Source organism: Nostoc sp. ChiQUE01b (assembly GCF_034531255.1).
GTDB lineage: Bacteria > Cyanobacteriota > Cyanobacteriia > Cyanobacteriales > Nostocaceae > Nostoc.
Map to the genome: position 1 here is coordinate 42,173 of NZ_JAVRBM010000043.1, position 22,635 is coordinate 64,807.

Sequence of the window (22,635 nt, forward strand, 5' to 3'; positions counted from 1 at the left end):
TCAATAAAAGGATTTGTAAACCGCTAACTTGTGTGAAATGATATGAGTTTCATAAAAGCATTTGGGAATTATGTGATTAAGCACATTCGTCTTAACTACACACAAAAAACTCATGGGCTTTATAGTATCTCTTGTAACTAGCCTAATTGCAATTCTCGTTTATCTCAATACAGATAAGATATCTGATGAAAGGTCGCGTTTAGTAATACGCACAATTATGATATTGATTGGCAGCATTGCAGTACTAAATTCTTTTTCTAGGCTTTTGGTGATTGTCCCACCTGGTAATGTCGGTGTCGTCAATTTCTTTGGTGAGGTTTCCGAAACTACTCTTAATCCTGGTGTCCACTTGCTTAACCCCTTTAGCAAGGTGCTAAATTTTTCTACTCGCCTTAAGGATATAAAAGAAAATGTAGATGCAACATCCCAAGAAGGTTTGAGCCTAAATCTTGATGTCAGTCTTCAGTACAAGCTCGATCCGCAAAAGGCAGCTACAGTATATAAAACAATTGGAACTGATGAAACACAACTGGTAATTTCCAGATTCCGCTCTACTGTCCGCGCCATCACGGCAAACTACCCAGCCAATGCTATTTACTCTACCAAACGCCAAGAAATCGCCCAAAAAATTGACCAACAACTTACCCAAGAGATACCAGCTTTGGGTTTCATCGTTGAGGAAGCTCTTTTACGAAACATCAAAATGCCTGATACTCTACAAGCAGCAATTCAAAATAAACTCAAGACAGAACAAGAAAATCAGCAGATGAAATTTGTTTTAGAGAAAGAGCGTCAAGAGGCAGAACGAAAGCTGATTGAAGCGCAAGGTATAGCTGATTCCCAAAAAATTCTCTCAAATGGACTTAGCAACCAAGTCCTGCAATTACGAGCGATTGAAGCCACAGAAAAGCTAGCTCAATCTAATAATTCTAAGCTGGTAATTATTGGTTCTGAAAAAGGCGCAGTGCCTATTATGATCCAGCCATAAACAGGAACCTCAAAGCCCTAAAATTTTCTTATCGTGTCAATGGTTTGGTAAATAATTTTTGCTGAACTTACATCCACTTGGAAGCATTCCCCTTTTTTACAACGTTAGTCATGCAAAATATCAACTTTTATCAAGAACTAGACTATGGGTTATTTCTCTTGATTATTTTAACAATTGGTGGATTTTTTTTGTATTTTATCATTCGGAAATCCATTATGTTTTCAGAACATACTTCATCTAAATTAGCATTTAAAATTCAACCTAAGTTATCGCAGAGCATAGGAATAATTATGGTTGGAATTACATTACTTTTCTTATTAGTTACTTTGATGCTTGCACCCATTACTAAACTAAACTGTAGCCGTTTATTCCAAAACGCATCGTTTTTCAATCAAGAAAAATATACATTCCAATGCGAATTACTGGAAATTGGCTTGTTCGATAATCAAGTGAGAACAGAAGTCTTTTCGGAACTTAACTCAGTTAAAATTGAAGCTATTGATAATGAAAATAGCCATCGAGAAATCACTAAAACTTATCAATTATTCCTATCTACTGATTTAGGCAATATTCCTTTTAAAAATTTAAGCTCTTATACAAAAAACCATAAACTTGACAAATTGTACTCAATAGCTGACTCTATAAAATATTTTATAGAAAATCCTTCAGAAAAGACTTTATCAGTTTTACAGGATGACAGTGATGGAGTCTACGCAGGTTTTCAAATTACAATATTCTTCGGTTTATTAGCGTTATTAATCATAGCATTGGGAAAAGTTACAAGTTGTAAATTTGATAAAGAAACTAATACTATGACGATAAACCGATATCAATGGTTTGGTAAATTAGGAAAGGAAGTTATTCAGCATTCATTAAATGAGATTAAAGATGTAAAACTAGAACGCATAGAAGGAGAAGAAAGTGGCTGGCTTTATCGAGTTATTTTTGTATTAAACTCAGATGAAATAATACCTCTAACTCAGGTTTATAGTTCTGTTTATCAAGAGAAGCAACAATTAGTTGATTGTATTAAAACTTTTATTCAAGATAAATCAGGTAATGATAAATAATGGTAACACTTCAGGATGGCAAATACATTGAGTCAGAAATTAGTTCTAGTTTTCCCAACTTGCCAATTGTTAAAGAAATTCCCCGATTTGTCGAACAAAGCCAAACTTTAGGTAGAAGTCCAACGCTTAGAGCCTTTCGTCAATGGGTAAGAAAGCAAATCAACTCAACTTAATGTAACCCTTGCTCTTTTAACAACTCATCTGCCCAAGCTGAATCAATTTCTCCAAGGGGCGGAACTGCGTCACGAGTGTAATCTATAGCCAAATCAAATCCAGCGCGATCGTAAACGCCATGTATTAATGCTTGCAAGTCTACTAATGGTTCTGTATCGCCTCTATGTATGGGTAACAAAAAAGCTGGAATCTGCTCTTGCAACCCAAAGGGATATAATTCTGCTTTGGGGCGAGATTCACTGCGACTTACCAAAATGCGATAGTCTGATTTAATTTGACTACCCAAGATTGGCATGGGTTCGCCACCACGCAGCAAGTCTATTTCTAAAAGATGAGTGAAGCTACCTAATACTTGCTGACGTTTACTTTCGTATGCCTTTTTTCCTTCCCCAGTCCGCTTATTTTTTGGTGATAGAATCTCAATCACTGTTACAACTTCTCCTGTTCCCACTTCCCGAACTTCTAGGTATCCTTCTCGCACTTCCTCTAGAATGGGAACGTTGACAGTTATCGGTTTTTTAGGCGGTGCGGCTACTGCAATATTAGACGGTTCTTTTTCTGTGTTTGTTAAAGAACGTCCGACAACAACATCAGGAATCCCAACTAAAATAGAATTTTCATCTGTCATTTGATATACCCGTTTCTCAACCGCCACTCGATATTTCGGTCGCAGTTGAGGAGCAATTGCATCTGCGATCGCAATAATTAATCGACTGTGAACTTCCGGCCACAGTTCAGGATTTTCTAGGTAGGGGTTCATCCCTGGAAATGGTGAAGGCATAGCTTGGCAAGACTAAATTCTTAATGCTAATCTTAGCAATCTGGTTTGTGAGCGCGAAGATGTTTCAACAAATGAGCGTTGCAATACTTAATAGTATTTCCATAAACAACAGAAGGCTCTACGATAAAAAAGGAGCCTAAGTTAGGCTCCTTAATAAAAAACTGGTAATAGAATTGTGACTACTTAACAGTCACCTTACCGCCAGCTTCTTCGATGCGCTTCTTAGCATCTTCAGCAGCATCCTTAGCAACACCTTCTTTAACTGCCTTGGGCGCAGCTTCCACCAAGTCTTTAGCTTCTTTCAGACCCAAACCGGTCAATTCTCGGACAATCTTCAGCACGGCAATCTTCTTATCAGCTGGGACTGATTCGAGAACCACTTCAAACTCGGTTTGCTCAACAACTTCTTCAGCAGGAGCAGCAGCAGCACCAGGGCCCGCGAACGCCACGCCAACAGGTGCAGCAGCACTCACACCAAAAGCTTCTTCAATTTGCTTGACTAACTCAGAAGCTTCGATTAAAGACAGGGTTTTTAGTTGTTCTAAAATTTGATCGGTTGTAGCAGACATTGATATAACTCCTGTAATTTTGATTATTTATTAGTGCATTAGTCATTAGTCATTAGTCATTAGCTTTTGACTGATGAACTACGAAGTCTATTCAGCAGCAGTTTCAGTACTGCTATCAGCTTCAGCAGAGGTTTCGGCGCTGCTATCTTGGACAGCAGCGGTTTCGGTGCTACCACCACTTTGCTCTTGGTCGGCCACAGCCTGCAAAGCACGAGCCAGTGAACCAGGAACTTCGTTGATACCCACAGCAATCTTGGTAGCCAAAGCGTTGATAGCTCCAGCGATTTGGGCAATGAGTTGTTCTTTAGATGGCAAGTCTCCCAGAGCCTTAACATCTGGTTCTTTGAGTAGGCGACCTTCCATAACACCGCCACGAAGTTCTGTCTTCTTGGTGGCTTTTTGGAAGTCTTGGTATGCCTTAATTGCCGATGAAAAATCTTCTTTTACCAGCAAAAAAGCTGAAGAACCTTTAAGTAGTTCTGACAAAGGCTCCCATTTTTGATCATCTTTAATGGCAATGCCCATCAGGGTGTTCTTCGTCACCTTACAAACGGTGCCACTGGGACGCAGCCGCCGCCGTAAGTCTGTGATTTCAGAAACTGTTAGTCCTTGATACTCTATTACCAGTGCCAGAGTTGACTCACTCAAAGTTTCTTTGAGGTCAGCTACTATCTCTTGTTTATTTTCTAGTGTTCTACCCATTCCAATCTCACCTCCTTAAAATAATTGGGGAAGTGCCCTACTTGTACATTTTTTCTCAACCTGAACCCAAACAACAAACCCCAGCTAATATAGCCGGGGTTGAGTAGTAAGACTCTTGACGCCATAGTTATCACACCTTTTTGGTGGTAATTCTGACAATTAGAGTTTTAACCTCGGCAGGATATTAAGCTGTTAGCACCTGCTGTCTCCGGCTTTGCCTATTTAATTTTGTCATTGGTCATTTGTCCTTTCTTACAAAGTTCTGATGCGTGCGGCGGGCTGCGCCAACGGAGGAAACCTCCGCTCAACGCCAGTTCACCCAAGTCGGGAAACCCTTCCTGTGCGACTGGCTCGACTTTGCGCTTTGTCATTTGTCCTTTGCCTTTACAAATGACTAATGACTAATGACTAATGACTAACTTGCTTGGCTCAGTTTCAAATCTCGTAGGGCACTGATATCAACTTTAATTGATGGCCCCATAGTGGCTGCCACATAAAATGTGCGCCAATAACGACCTTTAGCTCCTGAAGGACGGTTACGGTCAATCGTTTCCTGCAATGCCTTCAGGTTGACTAACAAATCTTCAGGCGAGAAGGTTGTCTTACCAAACATAACATGGACAATACCAGTTCGGTCAGCTCGGAATTCTAATTTACCTGCTTTGAATTCTGCGATCGCACCTGCTAAGTCAAATGTTACAGTTCCACCCTTGGGTGATGGCATCAAACCACGCGGCCCAAGCAATTTACCCAGCTTTGCCACCTGTGGCATCACATCGGGTGTAGCAATCAGCTTATCAAAATCCAGTCTACCTTTCTGGATTTCGTCAATCAGTTCTTCTGACCCAACTAAATCAGCACCAGCACTGCTGGCTTCGTTTACCTTTTCGCCTCTGGCTATCACCGCCACCCGGACGATTTGTCCTGTACCTTTGGGCAGTGCTACCGTTGTCCGCAACTGTTGGTCTGTATACTTGGGGTCAATTCCCAATCGGATATGCGCTTCCGCAGCTTCAGTAAATTTAGCTGTTGCTGTATCTTTGAGAAGGGCTAAAGCCTCTAGGGGTTGATAGTCCTTATCTTCTACTTTTGCTTGCAGACCCTGCAAGCGACGCGATATTTTTGGCATTTTGTTCTCCTGGGGTAATTCCGAAGCCTCGCCTCTCCCCCGATAAAATTTTGGATTTTAGAGTAAGAAGTTGAGAGTGAGGAGTGACGAGTGAGGAGTGAGGAGTTAAATATCAATAACTCATAACTCATAACTCATAACTCATAACTTTTTTAATCCGTAACTGTTACACCCATATTTTTAGCCGTTCCTGCCACAATCTTCATTGCCGCTTCGATATCGTTGGCGTTGAGGTCGGGGAGTTTGGTTTGGGCTATTTCTTGCAATTGTGCTTTGGTAATTGACCCAACCTTCTTTTTGTTGGGTTCATTCGAGCCTTTTTCAACTTTCGCCGCCTTCCGAATCAGCACTGATGCGGGTGGCGTTTTGAGTACGAATGTAAAACTCCGGTCTTCAAAAACCGAAATTTCTACAGGTATCACCATTCCAGCTTGGTCTGCTGTTTTGGCGTTGTACTCTTTACAAAACATCATGATGTTAACACCATGTTGACCCAAGGCGGGCCCAACTGGCGGTGCTGGGTTGGCTTTTCCAGCATTCAGGGCCAGTTTAATGACCGCCACTACTTTCTTCGCCATTTGTATTTAACTCTGTTTCTCTACCTGATTAAATTCCAATTCTACTGGTGTATCCCTGCCGAAAATTGAGAGCAAGGCTTTAAGTTTACTCCGCTCTGGAGAGACTTCAATCACCTCGCCTTCAAAGTCTTTAAATGGACCAGAAAGCACCATTATCTTATCACCAGTAGCCATGTCAATTTTGACAACAGCTTCTTGTTCGCTGGTTTGTTTGAATATACGCTCAACTTCTGAAGAACTTAGTGGTATGGGGTTGACATGACCGCGACCCTTGCTGCTACCACGTTTTTGTTCTGAACCGACAAAGTTAATTACATGGGAGGTGTTGCGTACCACCTGCCAAGTATCATCATCCATCATCATCCGCACCAGCACATAACCAGGGAAAACTTTTTCTTCTGTATGCTGGCGACTGCCATCTTTGCGGATTTTCACCGCCGGTGTCTGGGGAATTTCTACCTGGATAATTTTGTCAGCGACATCAAAAGTTTGAATGCGTTGCTCTAAGTTAGTCTTTACACGCTTTTCACAGCCGGAAGCTACTTGTACTGCATACCAGCGTGCTTCTTTTGACGCTGCTTCTGTTGCTTCTGCTGCTTCTGCTGTTTCTTCTGACTGCAACATTGAGTTGCGTGGTTCATCTGTTGCAAAACTCATTAGAACACCTGTTTTGCTGCCCAATGAAACAATCCATCGACCAAGTATATCAAAGATGCGGAGAGTGCCACCATTAACAACACAGCAGCGGATTCGCTCACTATCTGTTTCCGACTGGGCCAAACTACTTTTTCAAGTTCTTCTTTGGTTCCCTGTATGAAGTTGCCAAAGCTAAATCCATTTGCGGTTTCTGGCAATTCTGCTTCGCTTTTTTTGGCCACGACCGTTTATCCCCCGTTTCTTATACTAGATCCTGTTTAATTGTTATCTAGGTTTGCAGTTTCGACTCTATTTCACTTACTGTCAGCAAAACAACTGCAAATACAATAAGTTTACCCGAAATTATTAACGCTAACTGCTATATTAGCAGCTGCGTAATTATTTCGGGCTTTGTTTTTTGCTTTTGAGCGCGCCCTGGAGGACTTGAACCCCCGACATCAGGTTTTGGAGACCTGCGTTCTACCAACTGAACTAAGAGCGCACAAGCTGTTTTTGATTCAGTGATTGCGCTGAACTAAATTTCAGTTTAACGCAATATGCGATTTACATCATACCTTAATTTTGCCCTTGAAGACAAGTCAGCGGCAGATGCCGCTTGCAGCTTGAGATTTCTCCCATAATGATTGCAGGACGAATCACAAAGGGCGGTCAAACCGTTGCTTGATCCGGGTTGCCTTACCTACGCGATCGCGGAGATAATATAGTTTAGCACGGCGGACTTTACCACGACGTAATACTTTGATGCTGTCAATCCGGGGAGAATGCAACAGAAATACCCGCTCAACGCCCACGCCTTGAAAAACCTTACGAACTGTAATAGTTTCGTTGATGCCGCCATTGCGCTTGGCAATCACAACTCCCTCATAGGGTTGCACGCGGTACTTTTCGCCTTCCTTGATTTTCACTCCCACTTTTACAGTGTCGCCCACATAAATGTCAGGCACATTTGATTTTATCTGTTCCGCTTCAATGGAGCGGATAATCTCTTGAGCGTTCATAGTCTTTGGTGTCTGCTTAAAAAAACTCGCGATCATCAATGATAAATCGATAATCCTATTTCAGTCTACTTGTTAGGATTGATAATTGTACTGATACAAAACCCTAAAGATCAAAGCTATATTGCAAAATGCCGTATTACAAAGGAAAAATTTATGAAATTTAGCATCGTCATCAGTACCTATAATCGCTTGAATTTGCTGCAAAGAGCAATTGATTCGGCTCGTAACCAAACAATCGAGTGCGAGGTGGTTGTTGCTGACGATTGTTCTTCTGATGACACCCAAACCTATCTCAAAAGTTTAGGGGACAAGATTGTTTACCATCGTAACGAAGTAAACCTTGGTCATGCAGCAACGGTGAATGCTGGGGTTGCCAAAGCTAGCGGCGACTGGATTAAGTTCTTAGATGATGACGACTATTTAGCGCCCAACTGCATAGAAGAGATGGCAAAGGCGATCGCACTTCGTCCCGATGCTGTAATCTGCTCTTGTGTAGCGGCTCAGGTGGATGGCAATGAAGTTGAACTCTCTCGCACCCCCCAAGTTGGCCCTGGTTTAGCTTTTTATATCCCACAAGCCGATATTCACTACGGGATGCTTTTAGAGCTTGTACCTTTTGGCACACCTGTACAAGTAGCTTGTCAACGTGATGCTTTCCTGCAAAGTGGTGGTTGGGACTCCACACTCGATGCTAACTGTGATGACATCGATTCCTGGATTCGGATTGCTCAGTTTGGCGATGCTATTTTCTTCAACCAGTGTCTTGCTTACCGCACTATCTGGCCGGGTGCGTATAATCAAAAGTTTTCTTTGTCTCGGCGGTTGGCAACAAATGTTTTGATGAAGGAGAAAATTTACACCTTGGTAAATGAGCAACATCGCTCAAAGATTCCTGTGTTTCAGGATATAAAAAATTACCTAAAACTCCATTGGATTTTAGTCGCATTGAAGCAAAAAAATCTCAAAAGTTTTCTTTCAATGATAGATCCATCTATACTTTCTCCTCGGTCTTGGAAGTTTTTGCTAACTGCTGTTTCATCACGCCGCTCTCAGGGAAACAATTCTCAGATTCGTAAACTTGTATTGATTGAGTTGTATTATGATGTCTTGCAAAATGCCCAGAATAAAAGCACCAGTCTTCAAAATTTAGAATTAGATTCTATGCCACTGGTGGAATTCGGGGCGAACGCTCAGTCGAACTCTCAGCGCTAGATGAGGACATTACTACCGACTACCAGATTTGTTGCAGTGAAATTATTCAAAGTCGCTACGGTGTCATCGTCATAAACTCCAATGTAATTGACTTTTGTCGAAGTACCTGATTGCACAAACTTTAGGTGGCCATCTAAGATGGGATTGCTGCCACTGTAGCCCCAGTTCTTAAGCAGGTCAATCAGAACTAACTTATCCTGGCTTTTATTAAAGTCAGTAATTGTACTGTAATTACTAAATTTTTGGTAGACAAACTGATCGTTACCGCTACCGCCAGTCAGGGTATCATAAAAACCACCCACAAAGAGAATGTCATTACCAGTACCTCCGATGAGGCTATCCTGACCTCTACCACTTACAAGGGTATCATCGCCAGTACCACCAATGAGGGTATCATTACCTACACCACCACGTAGTAGGTCGTTGCCACTCTTGCCATCAATGCGGTCATCACCCCCCTGACCATTAATGACATCATCTGAGTTATCAAAGCCATTGACATTATTGTTCAGGTCATTGACAAAGGTGACTGTATTTTTGTTGAAGATGGTGCTTTGGGTGGAGTTGGCATTAAAGACATCAAAGCTATCACGAATGCTGCTTTGCCCATCAAAGAGGATATTGCCGATGCTGGAAAGGTTGTCTAAGTTTTCCAGGGCAAAGTTTTGCAGGATAACTTTGTCATCAGCTACGCCTTCAAAAGTGATTTCCAGATTGCTACTATTCTGGGTGAGTAGCAGATTTCGGGCAGTCAATCCAGTACCTTGGAATTTGAGTGTATCCAATTCGCCAACGATTACTGCCGATGGATTTGAGCCTTTACCTATTCCACCGAAATCGGTGATGGTATAAGGGAATTAGTTGAAGCACATCCAGATGCAACATTGATAGAGTTGTGTGAATTCTTTGCAGACAAGACTGGCAATTGGGTGGGGCGAAGTGCAATGTGTCGGGCGTTACAGAAATTAGGATTAAATCGGAAAAAAAAACAAAGCGGAGTACCCAAGCGGGGACTATTGAGTCCTAAATTTAAGATTAGATTATTGGGAAAAGGTCAAACATATAGAGCCAGAAAATTTAGTATTTTTGGACGAAACTGGCGTTCTACTAGGGTTAGCAAGGACTCATGCTCGTTCACAAATGGGAACAAGAGCTTACTCTCTTAAACCCTTTTATAGAGGCTCAAAAGTTACAGTAATTGGAGCAATTAGCATTAAAAAAGTAGTTGCATTAATGACAATGAATAATTCAATGGACGGCATTGCATTTGTTTTATTTGCCCTTGAAGTTTTTAGTGCCAAATTTATGGTCAGGAGCAGTAGACATCAATTGATAATTTATCCGCACATAAACTAGATTCAATTGTGCCAATAATTGAAGCTGTCGGCGCGAAAGTTATTTGTTTATCCTCATACTCTCCCGATTTTAATCCAATTGAATTATGGTGGTCACAACTTAAATCTTTTTTACGCAGTTTCGCTCCAACTACAACAGAAATGGTTGATAAACTCATCTCAGTTGCACTCGACTTAATAAATCCTCAACATTTAAGAAACTGGTTCGCTAGTTGCTGCTACTGTACCTCATAGCAGCCGTAAATGCTGTAACACCGTTCTGTGTCGGGTCAATAACGAATACTTTGGTCTTGGGGATAACAGATACCAGAATATTGGGAAATAGAAAATAAGGCTGTAGCGACTTAAAATAACATATTCAAAATTTTGAAGTTTTACCCCGATTTATCAAGCCGTTACTGAATAAGTCTTTAAGCTAAGTAACTGGTTCTAAACGTCTTTGTGAGTAGCAAGTGGTCAATTTTACGCACTACTGACTACTTTTGAGTTGTCACTGAAGACCTCAATAATTATGTTGATTTATACTCAGTTACTTATCTTTATTTTTTATACACATCTTAAAGCTTATGCGAATCATACATATTTTGAACCACGTTCAAGAAATAGGTAACGGTATTGTGAATGTAGCTGTGGATCTGGCTTGTCTACAGGCAAAATCTGGTTATGAGGTAGCGGTTGTTTCTGCTGGTGGGGAATACGAGGCTTTACTAGATATTTGTGGTGTCAAACATTACCAATTAGACCAAAGCAGAAAACCGATAAATACGATTAAAGCAGCTATACGTTACCGAGCGATCGCAGCTGAATTTCAGCCGGATATTGTTCATGCCCACATGATGACGGGGGTAATATTAGCACGCATTTTTAAGGGACGCAAATATGCTTTAGTTTCTACAGTCCACAACGAATTTCAGCGTGCCAGCCTGCTGATGGGTTTAGCTGACAGAGTAATTGCTGTCAGTAAAGCTGTGCGTGATTCTATGATTAGGCGTGGTGTTTCAGAAAACAAGTTGCGGGTAGTATGTAACGGCACTTTAGGCAGTCCCCGCACCCGACAAATACAAGATTATCAACCTTTACCATTACAGCATCCAGCGATCGCCACTGTAGCCGGGATGTATCAACGCAAGGGAATTGCTGAGTTAATTGCTGCCTTTGAACAAATTGCCTCAGATTTTCCCCAAGCCCATCTTTATTTGGTAGGAAATGGCCCTGATAAACAGCTATTTGAGGCACAAGCACAAGCAACTTCTGTAAATGAACGCATTCATTTTGAAGGCTTTCAACCGGAACCTCAACGCTATTTGATATCTTGTGACATATTTGTGCTAGCTTCCCACCGTGACCCTTGCCCTTTGGTACTTTCGGAAGCTAGAGAAACTGGAACTGCGATCGTCGGCACTCAGGTAGACGGGATTCCTGAAGCTTTAGACAACGGGCAAGCAGGTCTTTTAGTACCAGCAAAAGATAGTCATGCTTTAGCTAGGGTTTTAGTGCAATTACTGAGTAATACCGAGATGTTGGAGGAGTGGAAACAGCGGGCAAAGAAAAACCTAGAGAGGCTGAGTGTTGCCCGCGTCCATCAGGAAACAATGACAGTGTATCGGGAGTTAATTACAGAATGAGGGCGTTAGGAGTGCTGAGTGCTGTTAGCGGTAGCGGGGCGTTTAGCCCGTGCTGAGTTAGGAGTTAAGAGTTAAGAGTTTTGTTTATCTCCTTGTCCCTTTGTCCCCTCACTCCCTCATCTCCCTCATCTCCCTCATCTCCGTGCCCCCTGCTCCCTTGCTCCCTTGCTTCTTCCCCAATCCCCAGTCCCCAGTTCCCTCAGAGCGAGCGATCGCTTTAGTTTTAAAGCCACGCCTAAAGCGCCAAAGACTAGTACACCCAAAACGTTAGTTGATTCAGGAACAGCGGTATAATAAGCAGCCACTCTGATCGGCCCATCTTTATCTTCTTGCTCTGCTGGAATTGGTGGAATGATTCCAGCACCTGGCGCTAGATTAGGCAGGGTAGCGAATGGATTGTAAAACAGAGTTCCGTTTGGGATGACGCCACCACTAAAAGTGATAGTACTACCAGCAATGGTAATGTCTGTAAAAATATCCTTTAGATCGGGGTTAGCAGAGTTACCAATCTTCCCATCCCCATTAACATCTCCCCATTGCACTGATTCATTATCAAATGGTGGAGTAGAATTCGGATTACTATAGGACAGCGTTTTTAAATCAAAGACCAAGCTGTTTATATCGTAACCAGTGGCATTTAGAAAGTTATTAGCTACATCTGGAACACCATATTCTATTACTTGCCCTGGTAGATAGTCTGTAAGGGTTCTTGGTTTTTTTGCGTCGAGTACATCTTGATTTTTAGTCGTCACAATTGGTTCTACAAAAATGACGGCTGTTGCTGGTGTCCAAGACAAAAAACTAATTCCTGCTGCTCCGAGAACAGACAAGGCTATTTTTGTGGCAATTCTAGTCATATTTGTGTCCTTTGGATATTAATTAACAGAGTGCTATACCGCGTGGTTTAAATCAAATAGCAAAAACCCACTTTTCAACTGCTATCTACCTGCTAGATAAATAGGGTTAATGTATGCTTGCTCAATGAGTTGATATTTACTCATAGGTTGATTTATAAGGCAATTCTTGTAATGCTTTATCACGATAACTAGTAATTTCACGCAATCTTTATAAAAAATCCAAATTAGAACTTATGCATTGACAGATTAGACAATATATGAATCATCAGTAATTATCCTGATTCTTAATAAACTATGGTTCATTGCTGTCTTAACGGGACGCTAAGTAGAATAATGTGGAAAAACCAAACTATGTTAAGAAAAATTAAATAGATTTAAACCCTTTTCCCTCCTGCCTTCTGCCTCCTGCCAACGATAAATATTCACACTGACTTACTTACATAGCGATCGCATCCACATTAATATTCACCTAAAATTGCTACTAATTATACCTTGAAACACCCTTCCGTATTTTCTCACAACTCAGATAGGATTGCTATATAAACCTCATTTACGTTGAGAACCGTAGTTTTTGCCCTCACCCTAAATCCCTCTCCCAAGTAGGGAGAAGGACTTCTTTCCGGCTCCTCTTCTCCCAATATTGGGAGAAGGGGCTGGGGGATGAGGGTTTTTTCTTTTCATATAGAAAGAACTACAGTTTTCAAAGTGGACGTGGTTTAGCAATCAGATTTGATTCGGAGAATTACTCGTAGAGACTAGGGACTGGGGAAGGTGGGGTCCCTGAAGGGGATAAGGGGAAGGTGGGGTCCCTGAAGGGGATAAGGGGTAATGGGGACTGGGGACTCTTAAGAAGGAATAAAGGTGTACTGAGTTTTTTTCACGCAATCAAATATGAGTCCTATAGTCTTTAATTAATTGTAGGTTTTAAACCCTACTTAATTGCCTCTTATAAATTTAGAATTCAGAATTTTGGATTTTGACTTATTATTCATATTATTTTTTAATATGTTCTAAAACTCTATTAGTAACAGCTAGTTTCAGTAACACTAATGCTAGCTATAAACTGAAAATTTACCTGATTAGAAAAATATCATGTATATCTAAATACAGTGCTTCTCATGAAACTTGATGTTAGAATTGATAATATTCTACGTAAATCGTGAGAATAAAATCTCAATCCACAAACATTTTTGTATAAAACAAAACTCAACAAAAGTTTTATTAGTTGAGCCTATGTAAGTGGTAGGGAACTATAGAATACAACACATAAATTTTGAAGATTGAACGTTATTGCTTTTTTTCCGGCAGCTGTAGAGTCCACACGTAGTTTATGGCGTATTGGACAAACAGTATTGGGTATAATATTTCGTCATCCCATTACTGGCACTAGTATCATCCCAATTTTACCCGATGGTCAGATTGTACTGATCCGGCGGCGCGACAATGGTCTTTGGTCATTGCCTGGAGGGATTGTAGATTGGGGAGAAGATATTCCCAATACAGTCCGCCGGGAATTGATGGAGGAAACCGGGCTAGAATTGGTGAAAATTAACCGTTTAGTAGGAGTTTACTCTGCACCAGACCGCGATCCCAGAATCCATTCAATTTGTATTGTAGTTGAAGCCGAGGTGCATGGGACAATGGAGATTCAAGACACTTTAGAAGTCACGGAAATCCAAGCTTTCTTTCCCAGTTTACTACCTTCAGGAAAGATGTCTCACGACCATACTCGGCAATTGCAAGACTACTTGAATGGCTTGACAACACTGGCATAACAATATTTTTTGATTAGTCATTAGTCCTTTGTCATTTGCCGCCAAAGTTACGATCTCACGAAGCCTTGGCTCACACTTCTTTCTTTGTAATTTGTCCTTTGTCATTCGTCCAAAGTCCAATTGTTAATAATCAAAAATTATTAATGTTAACGACCAATAACCAATGACTAATGACTAATGACTATTTATTATAGTGCTAAAAGTTAACTACTAAATAAAATGAATACACTATTCCGTAACTCCCGGAGAAAGCTCTCTCAAGGGCTATTATTCTGGCGTGAAGTCGGTGAAAAAACTCCTATAATTTTTTTACATGGTGCTTGGAATGAGAGCAGTCAATGGTTATCTGTGATGGAATCCCTTGCACAAGATTTTCATTGTTTTGCACCTGATTTGTTAGGATTTGGGGAATCAGAAAATCCTAATATCCATCATTCGATAGATTTACAAGTTGAATGTCTAGCTGAATTTTTGCAAGCTGTGAAGCTAGAAAAAGTATATTTAGTGGGGCATTCTCTTGGGGGTTGGATTGCTGCTAGCTATGTTTTAAAGTATCCAGAGAAAGTTGATGGTGTGGTACTGCTAGCACCAGAGGGCGTAGAGATAGCAGGACAAGAAGAGTATTGCCAGAAGATGCGGCGATTATTGAATTACCCACCACTAATAGTTAAATTTTTGCGATCGCTCAGTCCTTTGACTAAAATCGTGGGTTGGCATGAAAAAATTGTACAAGACTTGCAGTTGCGTCAATCACTATTGCCGTATCCCATAGGTTGCCAGTTACTTTTCAAACGGCGACAAGTAGAAATTGAGGCAGAATTATTGCAAAAGCAGCTTTATATGATAGATGTCCCAGTTTTTATTCTACAGGGTGGGCAAGATACACCAGATGCTTTAGCTAAAAGTCGGGTTTATGCTCAACTGATGCCGAAAGTTGAGTTGAAAATGATTGCCCATGCCGGAAATGACTTACCAGAATCTTGTGCTGGAGTAGTGGCGAGCGAGATTGCGGAGTTTATTAAAGAGAATTGAGCATTTTCAAGACTAGTAATTTGTGAAGAATGCTTACAGATAAATTGGTATAAACCACAATTAAAATTGTGAAATTAGTAGCAATTAGACGGATGATAAAGTCACGACAAAAATTCAACGGCGTATTTGCTGCTTATAAAGCTAGTTTGGGTTACACTTGGGCTTAATTTTTGTTTAAGCCCCGCTACGCATTTTCACTCTAGTTCTGAGCGGCGGCTTTCGCCGCTTATCTTGTTTGTGCTTTCACAAAATCACATCCCAGAACCAATGTGAATCCGATCTTCAACTTCCGCAAATTTTTCTTGTGCCAGCTGTTCAGTACTCAATAGTGAAACAACAATCGCCACAATAAACGCCAGTGGGATACTGATTAATCCAGGATTTTTCAAGGGAAAGGGTGCAGAAGCGTGCTTGAGAATCGTTACTTGAATAGTAGGTGACAAATAAATCAGCACTAAAGAGGAGACAGTACCTACTAACATACTTGCAACTGCACCATTGGTAGTGAAGCGTCGCCAAAGCATGGATAAGAGCAAGGCTGGAAAGTTTGCACTCGCAGCGATCGCAAATGCTAAACCTACCATATAAGCTACGTTTTGCCCTTTAAACAAAATACCCAGGAATATTGCCACTAACCCCAAAAGCATTGTTGCACCGCGAGCCACCTTGAGTTGTTCTGACTCGTCAGCATGACCCGATCGCACCACGTTCACCCACAAATCGTGGGACAATGCAGCTGCACCTGAGAGTGTCAACCCAGCGACAACTGCCAAAATCGTTGCAAAAGAAACAGCGGCGATAAAGCCTAAGAAAGCATCACCACCGAGAAATTCTGCCAACATCGGCGCAGCCATATTACCACCACTACCAATTTGCTTGATGGCATCTTGACCTACTAGCACCATTGCTCCAAAGCCCAGGATAAAGGTAAGGAGATAAAAAACGCCAATAAAAGCTGTGGCATAAGTAACAGAGAGCCGCGCTGCTTTGGCGTCGGGTACTGTGTAGAAACGCATTAGGATGTGGGGTAATCCAGCAGTGCCGAACATCAACGACATCCCTAAAGAGATCGCATCAAAGGGATCGGAAACCAGTTTGCCCGGAGCTAATACACCTGTATACTTTTGGGATGCAGCAGCGAAAAGAGCGATTGGGTTCAAGCCAAATCGTGCCAGTACCAAGATAGCTAGTAAGAAAGTTCCGCCGAGCAATAGAATTGCTTTGATAATTTGTACCCAAGTGGTGGCAATCATCCCGCCAAAAATCACATAAGCCATCATCACGCAACCGACGATGACCACAGCTAATTCATAATCAAAGCCAAACAATAGTTTGATTAGTTCCCCAGCACCTACCATCTGGGCAATTAAGTAAAAGCTAATTACTACCAGCGTTCCAATTGCAGAGGCGATACGTACAGGTTTTTGCTGTAAGCGATAAGCCACTACATCGGCAAAAGTGTATTTACCTAAGTTTCGTAGTGGTTCGGCAATTAGGAACATGACAATCGGCCAGCCCACCAGGAAGCCGATAGAATAAATTAAGCCATCAAAGCCGTTGAGTGCCACCAGCCCAGCGATACCTAAAAAGCTAGCTGCACTCATAAAGTCTCCTGCTAGGGCCAGCCCATTTTGGAAACCACTGATATTACCGCCAGCTGTATAGAACTGTGCCGTATTTTTGGTGAGCTTCGCCGCCCAATAGGTAATGCCTAGAGAACTTACAACAAACAGAAAAAAGAAAGCGATCGCCAACGGGTTAAACTTACCAAGACTAGTAATATCCGCCGCTAGTGGCAGATCGAACCACACACTATTCATGCTTTTTTGGTTTAGGATTTTGGATTTGGGACTAGAAATTGCTAATAGCTAATTCGTCTTACTCAGTGCTGAGTGCTGAGTGAGTCAAATATTACTCAGCACGGGCTAAACGCCCCGCTACCGCTAACAGCACTTTTGACTCAGCACTCTTCATTTGCGTGTCAGCCTTGCGATTTGGTCGTCGTAACTGCTATTTGCCCAACGCACGTAAATAAAAATTAATACCCATGCTGAGACAATTACCAGCGCCCCTAGTAAAATTCCCAGACTGAGGCCAGGAAACACTAATGACCCCAATAGGGGCTTATTGAACGCGATTAATAAGATAAAGCCGAAGTAAATAAACATCATAGCTCCACTGAGAATCAAGGATACCCGCCAACGTTCAGCGGCGAGAGCCTGGAGAGCCTTTGTGCGATCGTTCATGTCTTCCTTTAGGTTGAGAAGATTAGGTCAGATTGTCTCATTGAAGCTGATTTCTGTCTAATTTTCTTAAAGATTATTAGTAAATCTATTGCTATATCAGGTAATAAAATTAACTTTGCAAAGTGATATACTTAAATAACAAGACAATAGCGCCTCTGTTTTGAGTCAAGAAACATAAAACTATAGATGCAGTTAGATACAAATAAACTCGATCTATTCAGCGATTTCTGATCACTTAAAAAGTAAATTTTTATACTATTATTTTTAAACCTAGCTCAGTAATTAAATTTTTATATACTAAAAAATAAAATAAATACGTAGTTACTAGCAAGCTGTAAAATCCTTCAAGTGTTATGAAATATTGTTTTTAGCAATCAAATCAACTGAAAATTAATAAAAGTAGTAAATTTTAATTTATCAAATATACCAGAAATCACTGTAGCTTCTTACGTAAATACTTTAGTAGCATTTATATCGTAAGCTTGTTACTACACAGATGGGGCATTACCAAAATTTAGTAAAGTATGTTTATTGAAACACTCATCACAGAGCCGATTCATTTTTTTAGAATCGTTGTAATTGTTATATTTTCCATCACTTTGCATGAACTTGCTCACGGCTGGGCTGCGATGAGTCAGGGAGATAACACTCCACAACAAACTGGTCATCTGACGCTGAATCCTGTGGTTCACATGGGCAAAGAATCAATCATCTTTCTCTGTCTCATGGGTATAGCTTGGGGACAAATGCCCGTCAACCCATCTAAGTTTCGCTCTGGGAAGCTAGGCAACATTTTGGTATCGGCAGCTGGGCCATTATCAAATCTGGCTCTAGGCGTTTTATTTATTATGGTGCTGAAATTTCTTTCTAATCTAAGTTTTTCAGAAATTTTGAGTGAGGATTTTTTTTATTTAGCAGCTCGGATTAATTTGACATTATTTCTGTTTAATCTCTTGCCAATTCCACCACTTGATGGCTTTCATGTTTTCAGTGAAATTTTTCCTCAACTAAAGCCACTGCAATATAGCCAATTTGGACTTTTTGCGATGATGCTTCTATTTATAATTCCGGGTTTTGGGATAGGAATTAGTCGCATTGCTGATTTGTTTATTAGTTCAGCATTGGCGATGTAAACAGCAAATTTTTAGGTAAATAAAAAGGAAAACTTGAATGGAAATCAAGAAAGGTTATTCTTCGTTCGTAGAACGCTACTTTCAAATTATTAATAAAGATTTAAAAATAATTTTATACAGTATTTTATTACTACTGTATTTACAGATTATATAGCAATTCTAAATGAGTTACAAACAAAAAGATCCCCGACTTCTTTAAGAAGTCGGGGATCTGAGTCTCTCGGTGTTCCCAAATCAAATAAGATTGGTATATCTCATCTTATTGTCTACACCTCCAGAAATAAGTTTGCTATAATATTCAGTTTTTTCATAGATGCTGATAATACTATCACCAACTGCAAAAAAAGTACCTTCTTGCTCATCTTTAGAAAATTGCAAATTCGGGTATTTAACAGCAGCTTCGTCAGCAGTCATGGCTTTAGCTTCCATTTGTTCTGGCAATAGTCCAGTAGAACCAATGTAAAATACTAAGGGAGATATTTTATCTTGATAGATATTTTCTGCATATTCTTCTAACTTTTTCTTTGCCACCGTTAAAGCTACAACTATTTCTTCTTTGTCTATCTGCTTACCAGCTTGTTTATCCGGCAACAACTGCGCTAAACTATCAGCACCAACTTTCTTAAGAATACCTTCAACAATACCATTTTGCTCAAGCCCAAGAAAATCATCAAAAATTGGTTTCATCAACTCGTCAACTTTTGTAATCTTGGTACGTGATGACAGTAATCTATGCCTCATAGCGAGATTTTCATGAAATACCATCTCGAAACTTGGCTTAATGATAATTTCTCCAGTTTCTTTGTCATAAAGGCGATACATTCTATTGAGAAATTTGTTAGCAGAAGGTAACTTACTCAAGTTCAGAATATCTTGACTGCCGATATCGATTTTATAACTCAATTTTGAGTCAAGAGTACCATTAGCTAAAGCATCGTTGATATCAGTGTATTCGTTGGTTGTAGGAAAGTTGATGTAAATATTCTTAGACAGATAGTGCTTTTTAAACTCATCTAACTGCGCTTCTATAAATACATTTGACTCTTTTTTTAGGTGAGCACAAATAATACTAGTCAGTACTTTAATTTCTGCTAGTTCATTGAATAGTCCATCAATACTGCTGTAACTATTATTAGCAGCTACAAGTGGCAAGTTATCTAACTGAATCGTATGTTCTAACTGAAAGTCAAATTTTTCTGCATCCAGTATACCTTTTTCTTTGAGTAAATCAAAGACTTTTTTACTGCTAATTTTGACTTGTAATGACTTTACGTTGATTTTGCCGTCACTTACAATTGTGTAATTATTAAAGGTGTTGAGGTCATTTACTAATAACCCTGCTACTTCAATGGTAGGAGTTTGGTCTTCAAATTTAGCAAGTTTAACTCTACGTTTGACAAGCATATTGATAGTAGCAGTATTACGATTAAACTGAAACTCGCCCATACTAACATAGTCAGTATCATCCATATATTCTGTTATTAACCAAGGTTGAATCAGTTTTCCACTTTCGTTTCTAACACCTCTAATACGTTTAATACCTGTTCTTTGATAATCTTCTTGTAGGTGCTTAATATTGATGATAATATTATTGCGATATTGTGCAAAAATTTGAATTAATTCTACTAGATAAATTTGATTTTTTGTCATATTGCCACCTTCCATATAAAGGTCAAGAATCTTTTATAGTAACGGTTATTGAAGTCTATTAATCTTGCAAAATAAGCTGTTATAACCGTACTAATTTAAAGTAAAAACACACAATGATTTGATTACCAAACTTTGTACAAAGTTTGGTAAATTCGTGGATAATTGAGGGTTTAAGTTTAAACGCATAGGCGCTTGGCCTTGTTGCAGGGTAGGAGCGCAAAGTTTCTTTAAGTCTATTCGCTAAGAACTTAGGCAAAACCGTACTTCGCGTTGCATACTCATCAGATATTCATACTTTTATAGTACAATTGTATCATAAAAATGCCAAGTTGTGTGGGCGTAGCCCCTAGTAGATATCGTTATGCAATGAGATGTTATGGTATAAAGCAATTCGGTCAAAATCATTGCGAATTTTTGAGTCCACATTTAGGCTCCGGGTTTGAAATAATCGAAGAGGCGATCGCCTGAATCTGCACGAATTAATGCTACAACTACATCTGGTAAGGTGGCTAAACTGGGATAAACGAAATAACGCGGTTCCCAACGAGGGCGGAATTTGTCTTTGTAAGCGTGCAGTCCCTTGAAGTTGTAAAAGCGATTCAAATGGTCGTAAAGATAGTGCAATACTTTTTCCAAGCGGCGCGATTCCGGGTTGTCTCCAACTCCAGCAAGGGCAGAAAGACCAAAATTAAAGCTGTCGTAACCACCCTCTTTAAAATGCTGGAGTAGGGAAATAAATAGAAAGTCCATTGTGCCATTTTCAAGAGATGAGCGATGTCGCATCATGTCAATAGTTGCTTCGTTAAGTTGGTACTCCCGGATAATGTTAGCAAAGGCGCTAATCTCACCTTCGGGATTATGCAGCACAGCAATCTCACATTCTCGCAGGTAAGCTTCGTCAAACCAACCCAAAGAAAAATGTTTTTCTGAACCTTGTGCCATTTTCAACCATTCATCACTCACAGATTTGAGCCGATGCAATAAATCATTGGTGATGGGTGGTTGGTAAAAGTCGATTTGGTATCCTAGCTTAGTTAAACGACTGATTGATGGTCTAAAGTTTTTACCTGCTTTACCTTGTAAGGTAAAACTTTTTAAATCAACGATCGCTTCCTCTCCAATCTTGAGTACCTTATACCCCAACGATTTGTAAAGCTCAACATCATCAGGCATAGTTTGGTAAAAGCCAGGATACCAATCATTACGCTGGCAAAACTGCCAGAAAGCAATAATTGTCTCTTTGCGGTCTTCAATGGGGCCAATGGGATCTCCTAAAGCGATCGCGCCCCGTCCTTTGGGAACATAAGCAATTACACTATTACCCGAAGGACTGAAATAATAACTTTTATCATTTAAGAGTGTCAGCGCTGCTAAAGAAGAACATCCATATTGCTCGACAATTTCTTTAGCTCTTTGTCGCTCATTTGTAGTTGCGAGATTCCGCCAAAACACAGGTTGCAACAGCATTACCGTTGCATAAGTAATAGTAGCTGCGGCAATAACATAGATAGAATTAGCAAAAAACTCTCCAAATCGACTTTTTGGTTGCAGTCCCCAATTATCCTCGGTGAAGAACATCGCCAAAGTCTGAACTATCGCTTCCCGCCAATTAAAATTCTCGGAAAATTTGCCGTCTAACAAGTAAAATCCAATAGTTCCGTATGCTAGGGTAAATAATAAAGCGCCTATCAGTACTCTAACTCCCCGTGCAATGGAAGGACGGTCTGATTGTGCCGTGAAAAAATGGCGCATCAAAATTAATTGCACTAGCAAAACTCCAGAGAGTAGACTTTCTTCATAGTCCAGTCCCTTCAGCAAGTGGCTACAAATAGAAATTACTAATAGAGCAATGGTTAGTAACCAAGCTATTCTTTTTCGGCGTAATAAATTAGTAGCAAGTGTTAATAAAATAAACCCAGTTAATGCTGCAAATATATGACCACTAGCACGAACATCAAATGGTAAAAATTCCTTTAACCACTGATTCCGTCCATACAGGTTAGGTGTCACGGCTGATAATAAATTTACTACTCCGACTAAACCTGTTAGGAAAGCTGCACTCCAAAGTCCAATCTTAGTTTTTAAGTTATTTGTCATTTGTCAT

At 40.3% G+C, this 22,635-nt stretch carries 23 protein-coding genes, 1 tRNA gene, 1 pseudogene and 1 other annotated feature; of the genes and pseudogenes, 10 read left to right on the forward strand and 15 right to left on the reverse strand.

The features are described 5' to 3' along the window. The first annotated feature begins 112 nt into the window (after positions 1–112). The 3 genes from RMY63_RS24780 to RMY63_RS24790 all read left to right on the forward strand — a co-directional run bounded on the left by RMY63_RS24780 (position 113) and on the right by RMY63_RS24790 (position 2,231). On the forward strand, positions 113–988 hold the full coding sequence (locus RMY63_RS24780) for a prohibitin family protein (protein WP_322731262.1): 876 nt from the start codon (positions 113–115) through the stop codon (positions 986–988). A gap of 110 nt (positions 989–1,098) precedes the next feature. Then, positions 1,099–2,058 (forward strand): hypothetical protein, encoded by a 960-nt coding sequence (locus RMY63_RS24785; RefSeq protein ID WP_322731263.1) that lies wholly within the window; start codon positions 1,099–1,101, stop codon positions 2,056–2,058. Continuing rightward, on the forward strand, positions 2,058–2,231 hold the full coding sequence (locus tag RMY63_RS24790) for a hypothetical protein (protein ID WP_322731264.1): 174 nt from the start codon (positions 2,058–2,060) through the stop codon (positions 2,229–2,231). The genes RMY63_RS24785 and RMY63_RS24790 overlap by 1 nt, the downstream gene beginning before the upstream one ends. On the opposite strand, the gene RMY63_RS24795 is transcribed toward RMY63_RS24790, so the two are convergent. The 9 genes from RMY63_RS24795 to rplS form a co-directional block, all read right to left on the reverse strand. Continuing rightward, a complete protein-coding gene (locus RMY63_RS24795) occupies positions 2,228–3,013 on the reverse strand; it encodes a DUF4058 family protein (protein ID WP_322731265.1) in 786 nt (261 codons plus the stop codon). The two genes, RMY63_RS24790 and RMY63_RS24795, sit on opposite strands and share 4 nt — an antisense overlap. A gap of 179 nt (positions 3,014–3,192) precedes the next feature. Beyond that, complete coding sequence (rplL, locus tag RMY63_RS24800) at positions 3,193–3,582, reverse strand: 50S ribosomal protein L7/L12 (protein WP_322731266.1); 390 nt, start codon at positions 3,580–3,582, stop codon at positions 3,193–3,195. An 87-nt stretch (positions 3,583–3,669) separates the two neighbouring features. Continuing rightward, positions 3,670–4,284 (reverse strand): 50S ribosomal protein L10, encoded by a 615-nt coding sequence (rplJ, locus tag RMY63_RS24805; RefSeq protein ID WP_322731267.1) that lies wholly within the window; start codon positions 4,282–4,284, stop codon positions 3,670–3,672. A gap of 63 nt (positions 4,285–4,347) precedes the next feature. Then, positions 4,348–4,514 (reverse strand) — a sequence feature (ribosomal protein L10 leader region). Between the two features lie 185 nt (positions 4,515–4,699). Next, positions 4,700–5,413: a 50S ribosomal protein L1 gene (rplA, locus tag RMY63_RS24810; RefSeq protein ID WP_322731268.1), complete on the reverse strand. Its 714-nt coding sequence runs from the start codon at positions 5,411–5,413 to the stop codon at positions 4,700–4,702. Positions 5,414–5,565: 152 nt separating this feature from the next. After that, positions 5,566–5,991, reverse strand: a complete 426-nt coding sequence (gene rplK / locus RMY63_RS24815; RefSeq protein WP_099102703.1) for a 50S ribosomal protein L11 — start codon at positions 5,989–5,991, stop codon at positions 5,566–5,568. A 6-nt stretch (positions 5,992–5,997) separates the two neighbouring features. Continuing rightward, on the reverse strand, positions 5,998–6,648 hold the full coding sequence (gene nusG / locus RMY63_RS24820; protein ID WP_322731269.1) for a transcription termination/antitermination protein NusG: 651 nt from the start codon (positions 6,646–6,648) through the stop codon (positions 5,998–6,000). Next, entirely contained in the window at positions 6,648–6,869 is a 222-nt protein-coding gene (secE, locus tag RMY63_RS24825; protein ID WP_292780076.1) for a preprotein translocase subunit SecE, read from the reverse strand. Before secE ends, nusG begins: the two co-directional genes overlap by 1 nt. A gap of 187 nt (positions 6,870–7,056) precedes the next feature. Then, positions 7,057–7,129 (reverse strand) — tRNA-Trp (locus tag RMY63_RS24830). A 154-nt stretch (positions 7,130–7,283) separates the two neighbouring features. Then, positions 7,284–7,646: a 50S ribosomal protein L19 gene (rplS, locus tag RMY63_RS24835; protein ID WP_322671078.1), complete on the reverse strand. Its 363-nt coding sequence runs from the start codon at positions 7,644–7,646 to the stop codon at positions 7,284–7,286. A 153-nt stretch (positions 7,647–7,799) separates the two neighbouring features. Between rplS and RMY63_RS24840 the strand changes: the two genes are divergently transcribed. After that, complete coding sequence (locus tag RMY63_RS24840; protein ID WP_322731270.1) at positions 7,800–8,858, forward strand: glycosyltransferase family 2 protein; 1,059 nt, start codon at positions 7,800–7,802, stop codon at positions 8,856–8,858. 257 nt (positions 8,859–9,115) lie between these two features. On the opposite strand, the pseudogene RMY63_RS24845 reads toward RMY63_RS24840, so the two are convergent. After that, positions 9,116–9,706: pseudogene (locus RMY63_RS24845) on the reverse strand (calcium-binding protein); the annotation flags it as partial. 238 nt (positions 9,707–9,944) lie between these two features. Here RMY63_RS24845 and RMY63_RS24850 point away from each other — a divergent pair. The 3 genes from RMY63_RS24850 (at position 9,945) to RMY63_RS24855 (ending at position 11,838) form a co-directional block, all read left to right on the forward strand. Beyond that, the gene (locus tag RMY63_RS24850) at positions 9,945–10,214 is read left to right on the forward strand and encodes a hypothetical protein (RefSeq protein ID WP_322730686.1); all 270 of its coding nucleotides are present in this window, start codon (positions 9,945–9,947) and stop codon (positions 10,212–10,214) included. Between the two features lie 8 nt (positions 10,215–10,222). Continuing rightward, entirely contained in the window at positions 10,223–10,447 is a 225-nt protein-coding gene (locus RMY63_RS41895; RefSeq protein WP_416212538.1) for a transposase, read from the forward strand. Positions 10,448–10,779: 332 nt separating this feature from the next. Next, positions 10,780–11,838 (forward strand): glycosyltransferase, encoded by a 1,059-nt coding sequence (locus tag RMY63_RS24855; protein ID WP_322731271.1) that lies wholly within the window; start codon positions 10,780–10,782, stop codon positions 11,836–11,838. A gap of 134 nt (positions 11,839–11,972) precedes the next feature. Here RMY63_RS24855 and RMY63_RS24860 read toward each other — a convergent pair whose 3' ends face one another. Next, positions 11,973–12,695: a hypothetical protein gene (locus RMY63_RS24860; RefSeq protein WP_322731272.1), complete on the reverse strand. Its 723-nt coding sequence runs from the start codon at positions 12,693–12,695 to the stop codon at positions 11,973–11,975. A gap of 1,280 nt (positions 12,696–13,975) precedes the next feature. Here RMY63_RS24860 and RMY63_RS24865 point away from each other — a divergent pair. After that, positions 13,976–14,470 (forward strand): NUDIX hydrolase, encoded by a 495-nt coding sequence (locus tag RMY63_RS24865; protein WP_322731273.1) that lies wholly within the window; start codon positions 13,976–13,978, stop codon positions 14,468–14,470. 219 nt (positions 14,471–14,689) lie between these two features. Further along, a complete protein-coding gene (locus RMY63_RS24870; RefSeq protein WP_322731274.1) occupies positions 14,690–15,502 on the forward strand; it encodes an alpha/beta hydrolase in 813 nt (270 codons plus the stop codon). A gap of 251 nt (positions 15,503–15,753) precedes the next feature. Here RMY63_RS24870 and RMY63_RS24875 read toward each other — a convergent pair whose 3' ends face one another. Continuing rightward, the gene (locus RMY63_RS24875; RefSeq protein WP_322731275.1) at positions 15,754–17,322 is read right to left on the reverse strand and encodes a sodium:solute symporter family transporter; all 1,569 of its coding nucleotides are present in this window, start codon (positions 17,320–17,322) and stop codon (positions 15,754–15,756) included. Between the two features lie 150 nt (positions 17,323–17,472). Then, complete coding sequence (locus RMY63_RS24880; protein ID WP_292719479.1) at positions 17,473–17,748, reverse strand: DUF485 domain-containing protein; 276 nt, start codon at positions 17,746–17,748, stop codon at positions 17,473–17,475. Between the two features lie 524 nt (positions 17,749–18,272). On the opposite strand from RMY63_RS24880, the gene RMY63_RS24885 reads away from it, so the two are divergent. Continuing rightward, on the forward strand, positions 18,273–18,881 hold the full coding sequence (locus RMY63_RS24885; RefSeq protein WP_322731276.1) for a site-2 protease family protein: 609 nt from the start codon (positions 18,273–18,275) through the stop codon (positions 18,879–18,881). 234 nt (positions 18,882–19,115) lie between these two features. Here RMY63_RS24885 and RMY63_RS24890 read toward each other — a convergent pair whose 3' ends face one another. After that, positions 19,116–20,531 carry a hypothetical protein gene (locus RMY63_RS24890; RefSeq protein ID WP_322731277.1) on the reverse strand — a complete coding sequence of 472 codons (1,416 nt, stop codon included), beginning with the start codon at positions 20,529–20,531 and terminating at the stop codon, positions 19,116–19,118. A 426-nt stretch (positions 20,532–20,957) separates the two neighbouring features. Next, entirely contained in the window at positions 20,958–22,628 is a 1,671-nt protein-coding gene (locus tag RMY63_RS24895) for a phosphatidylglycerol lysyltransferase domain-containing protein (protein ID WP_322731278.1), read from the reverse strand. Between the last annotated feature and the right edge of the window lie 7 nt (positions 22,629–22,635).

Excerpts from the sequence above, each read along its gene's own strand:
- RMY63_RS24780 (WP_322731262.1), top strand. The coding sequence starts at position 113 with ATGGGCTTTATAGTATCTCTTGTAACTAGCCTAATTGCAATTCTCGTT.
- RMY63_RS24785 (WP_322731263.1), top strand. The coding sequence starts at position 1,099 with ATGCAAAATATCAACTTTTATCAAGAACTAGACTATGGGTTATTTCTC.
- RMY63_RS24790 (WP_322731264.1), top strand. The coding sequence starts at position 2,058 with ATGGTAACACTTCAGGATGGCAAATACATTGAGTCAGAAATTAGTTCT.
- RMY63_RS24795 (WP_322731265.1), bottom strand. The coding sequence starts at position 3,013 with ATGCCTTCACCATTTCCAGGGATGAACCCCTACCTAGAAAATCCTGAA.
- rplL (WP_322731266.1), bottom strand. The coding sequence starts at position 3,582 with ATGTCTGCTACAACCGATCAAATTTTAGAACAACTAAAAACCCTGTCT.
- rplJ (WP_322731267.1), bottom strand. The coding sequence starts at position 4,284 with ATGGGTAGAACACTAGAAAATAAACAAGAGATAGTAGCTGACCTCAAA.
- rplA (WP_322731268.1), bottom strand. The coding sequence starts at position 5,413 with ATGCCAAAAATATCGCGTCGCTTGCAGGGTCTGCAAGCAAAAGTAGAA.
- rplK (WP_099102703.1), bottom strand. The coding sequence starts at position 5,991 with ATGGCGAAGAAAGTAGTGGCGGTCATTAAACTGGCCCTGAATGCTGGA.
- nusG (WP_322731269.1), bottom strand. The coding sequence starts at position 6,648 with ATGAGTTTTGCAACAGATGAACCACGCAACTCAATGTTGCAGTCAGAA.
- rplS (WP_322671078.1), bottom strand. The coding sequence starts at position 7,646 with ATGAACGCTCAAGAGATTATCCGCTCCATTGAAGCGGAACAGATAAAA.
- RMY63_RS24840 (WP_322731270.1), top strand. The coding sequence starts at position 7,800 with ATGAAATTTAGCATCGTCATCAGTACCTATAATCGCTTGAATTTGCTG.
- RMY63_RS24855 (WP_322731271.1), top strand. The coding sequence starts at position 10,780 with ATGCGAATCATACATATTTTGAACCACGTTCAAGAAATAGGTAACGGT.
- RMY63_RS24860 (WP_322731272.1), bottom strand. The coding sequence starts at position 12,695 with ATGACTAGAATTGCCACAAAAATAGCCTTGTCTGTTCTCGGAGCAGCA.
- RMY63_RS24870 (WP_322731274.1), top strand. The coding sequence starts at position 14,690 with ATGAATACACTATTCCGTAACTCCCGGAGAAAGCTCTCTCAAGGGCTA.
- RMY63_RS24875 (WP_322731275.1), bottom strand. The coding sequence starts at position 17,322 with ATGAATAGTGTGTGGTTCGATCTGCCACTAGCGGCGGATATTACTAGT.
- RMY63_RS24880 (WP_292719479.1), bottom strand. The coding sequence starts at position 17,748 with ATGAACGATCGCACAAAGGCTCTCCAGGCTCTCGCCGCTGAACGTTGG.
- RMY63_RS24885 (WP_322731276.1), top strand. The coding sequence starts at position 18,273 with ATGTTTATTGAAACACTCATCACAGAGCCGATTCATTTTTTTAGAATC.
- RMY63_RS24890 (WP_322731277.1), bottom strand. The coding sequence starts at position 20,531 with ATGACAAAAAATCAAATTTATCTAGTAGAATTAATTCAAATTTTTGCA.
- RMY63_RS24895 (WP_322731278.1), bottom strand. The coding sequence starts at position 22,628 with ATGACAAATAACTTAAAAACTAAGATTGGACTTTGGAGTGCAGCTTTC.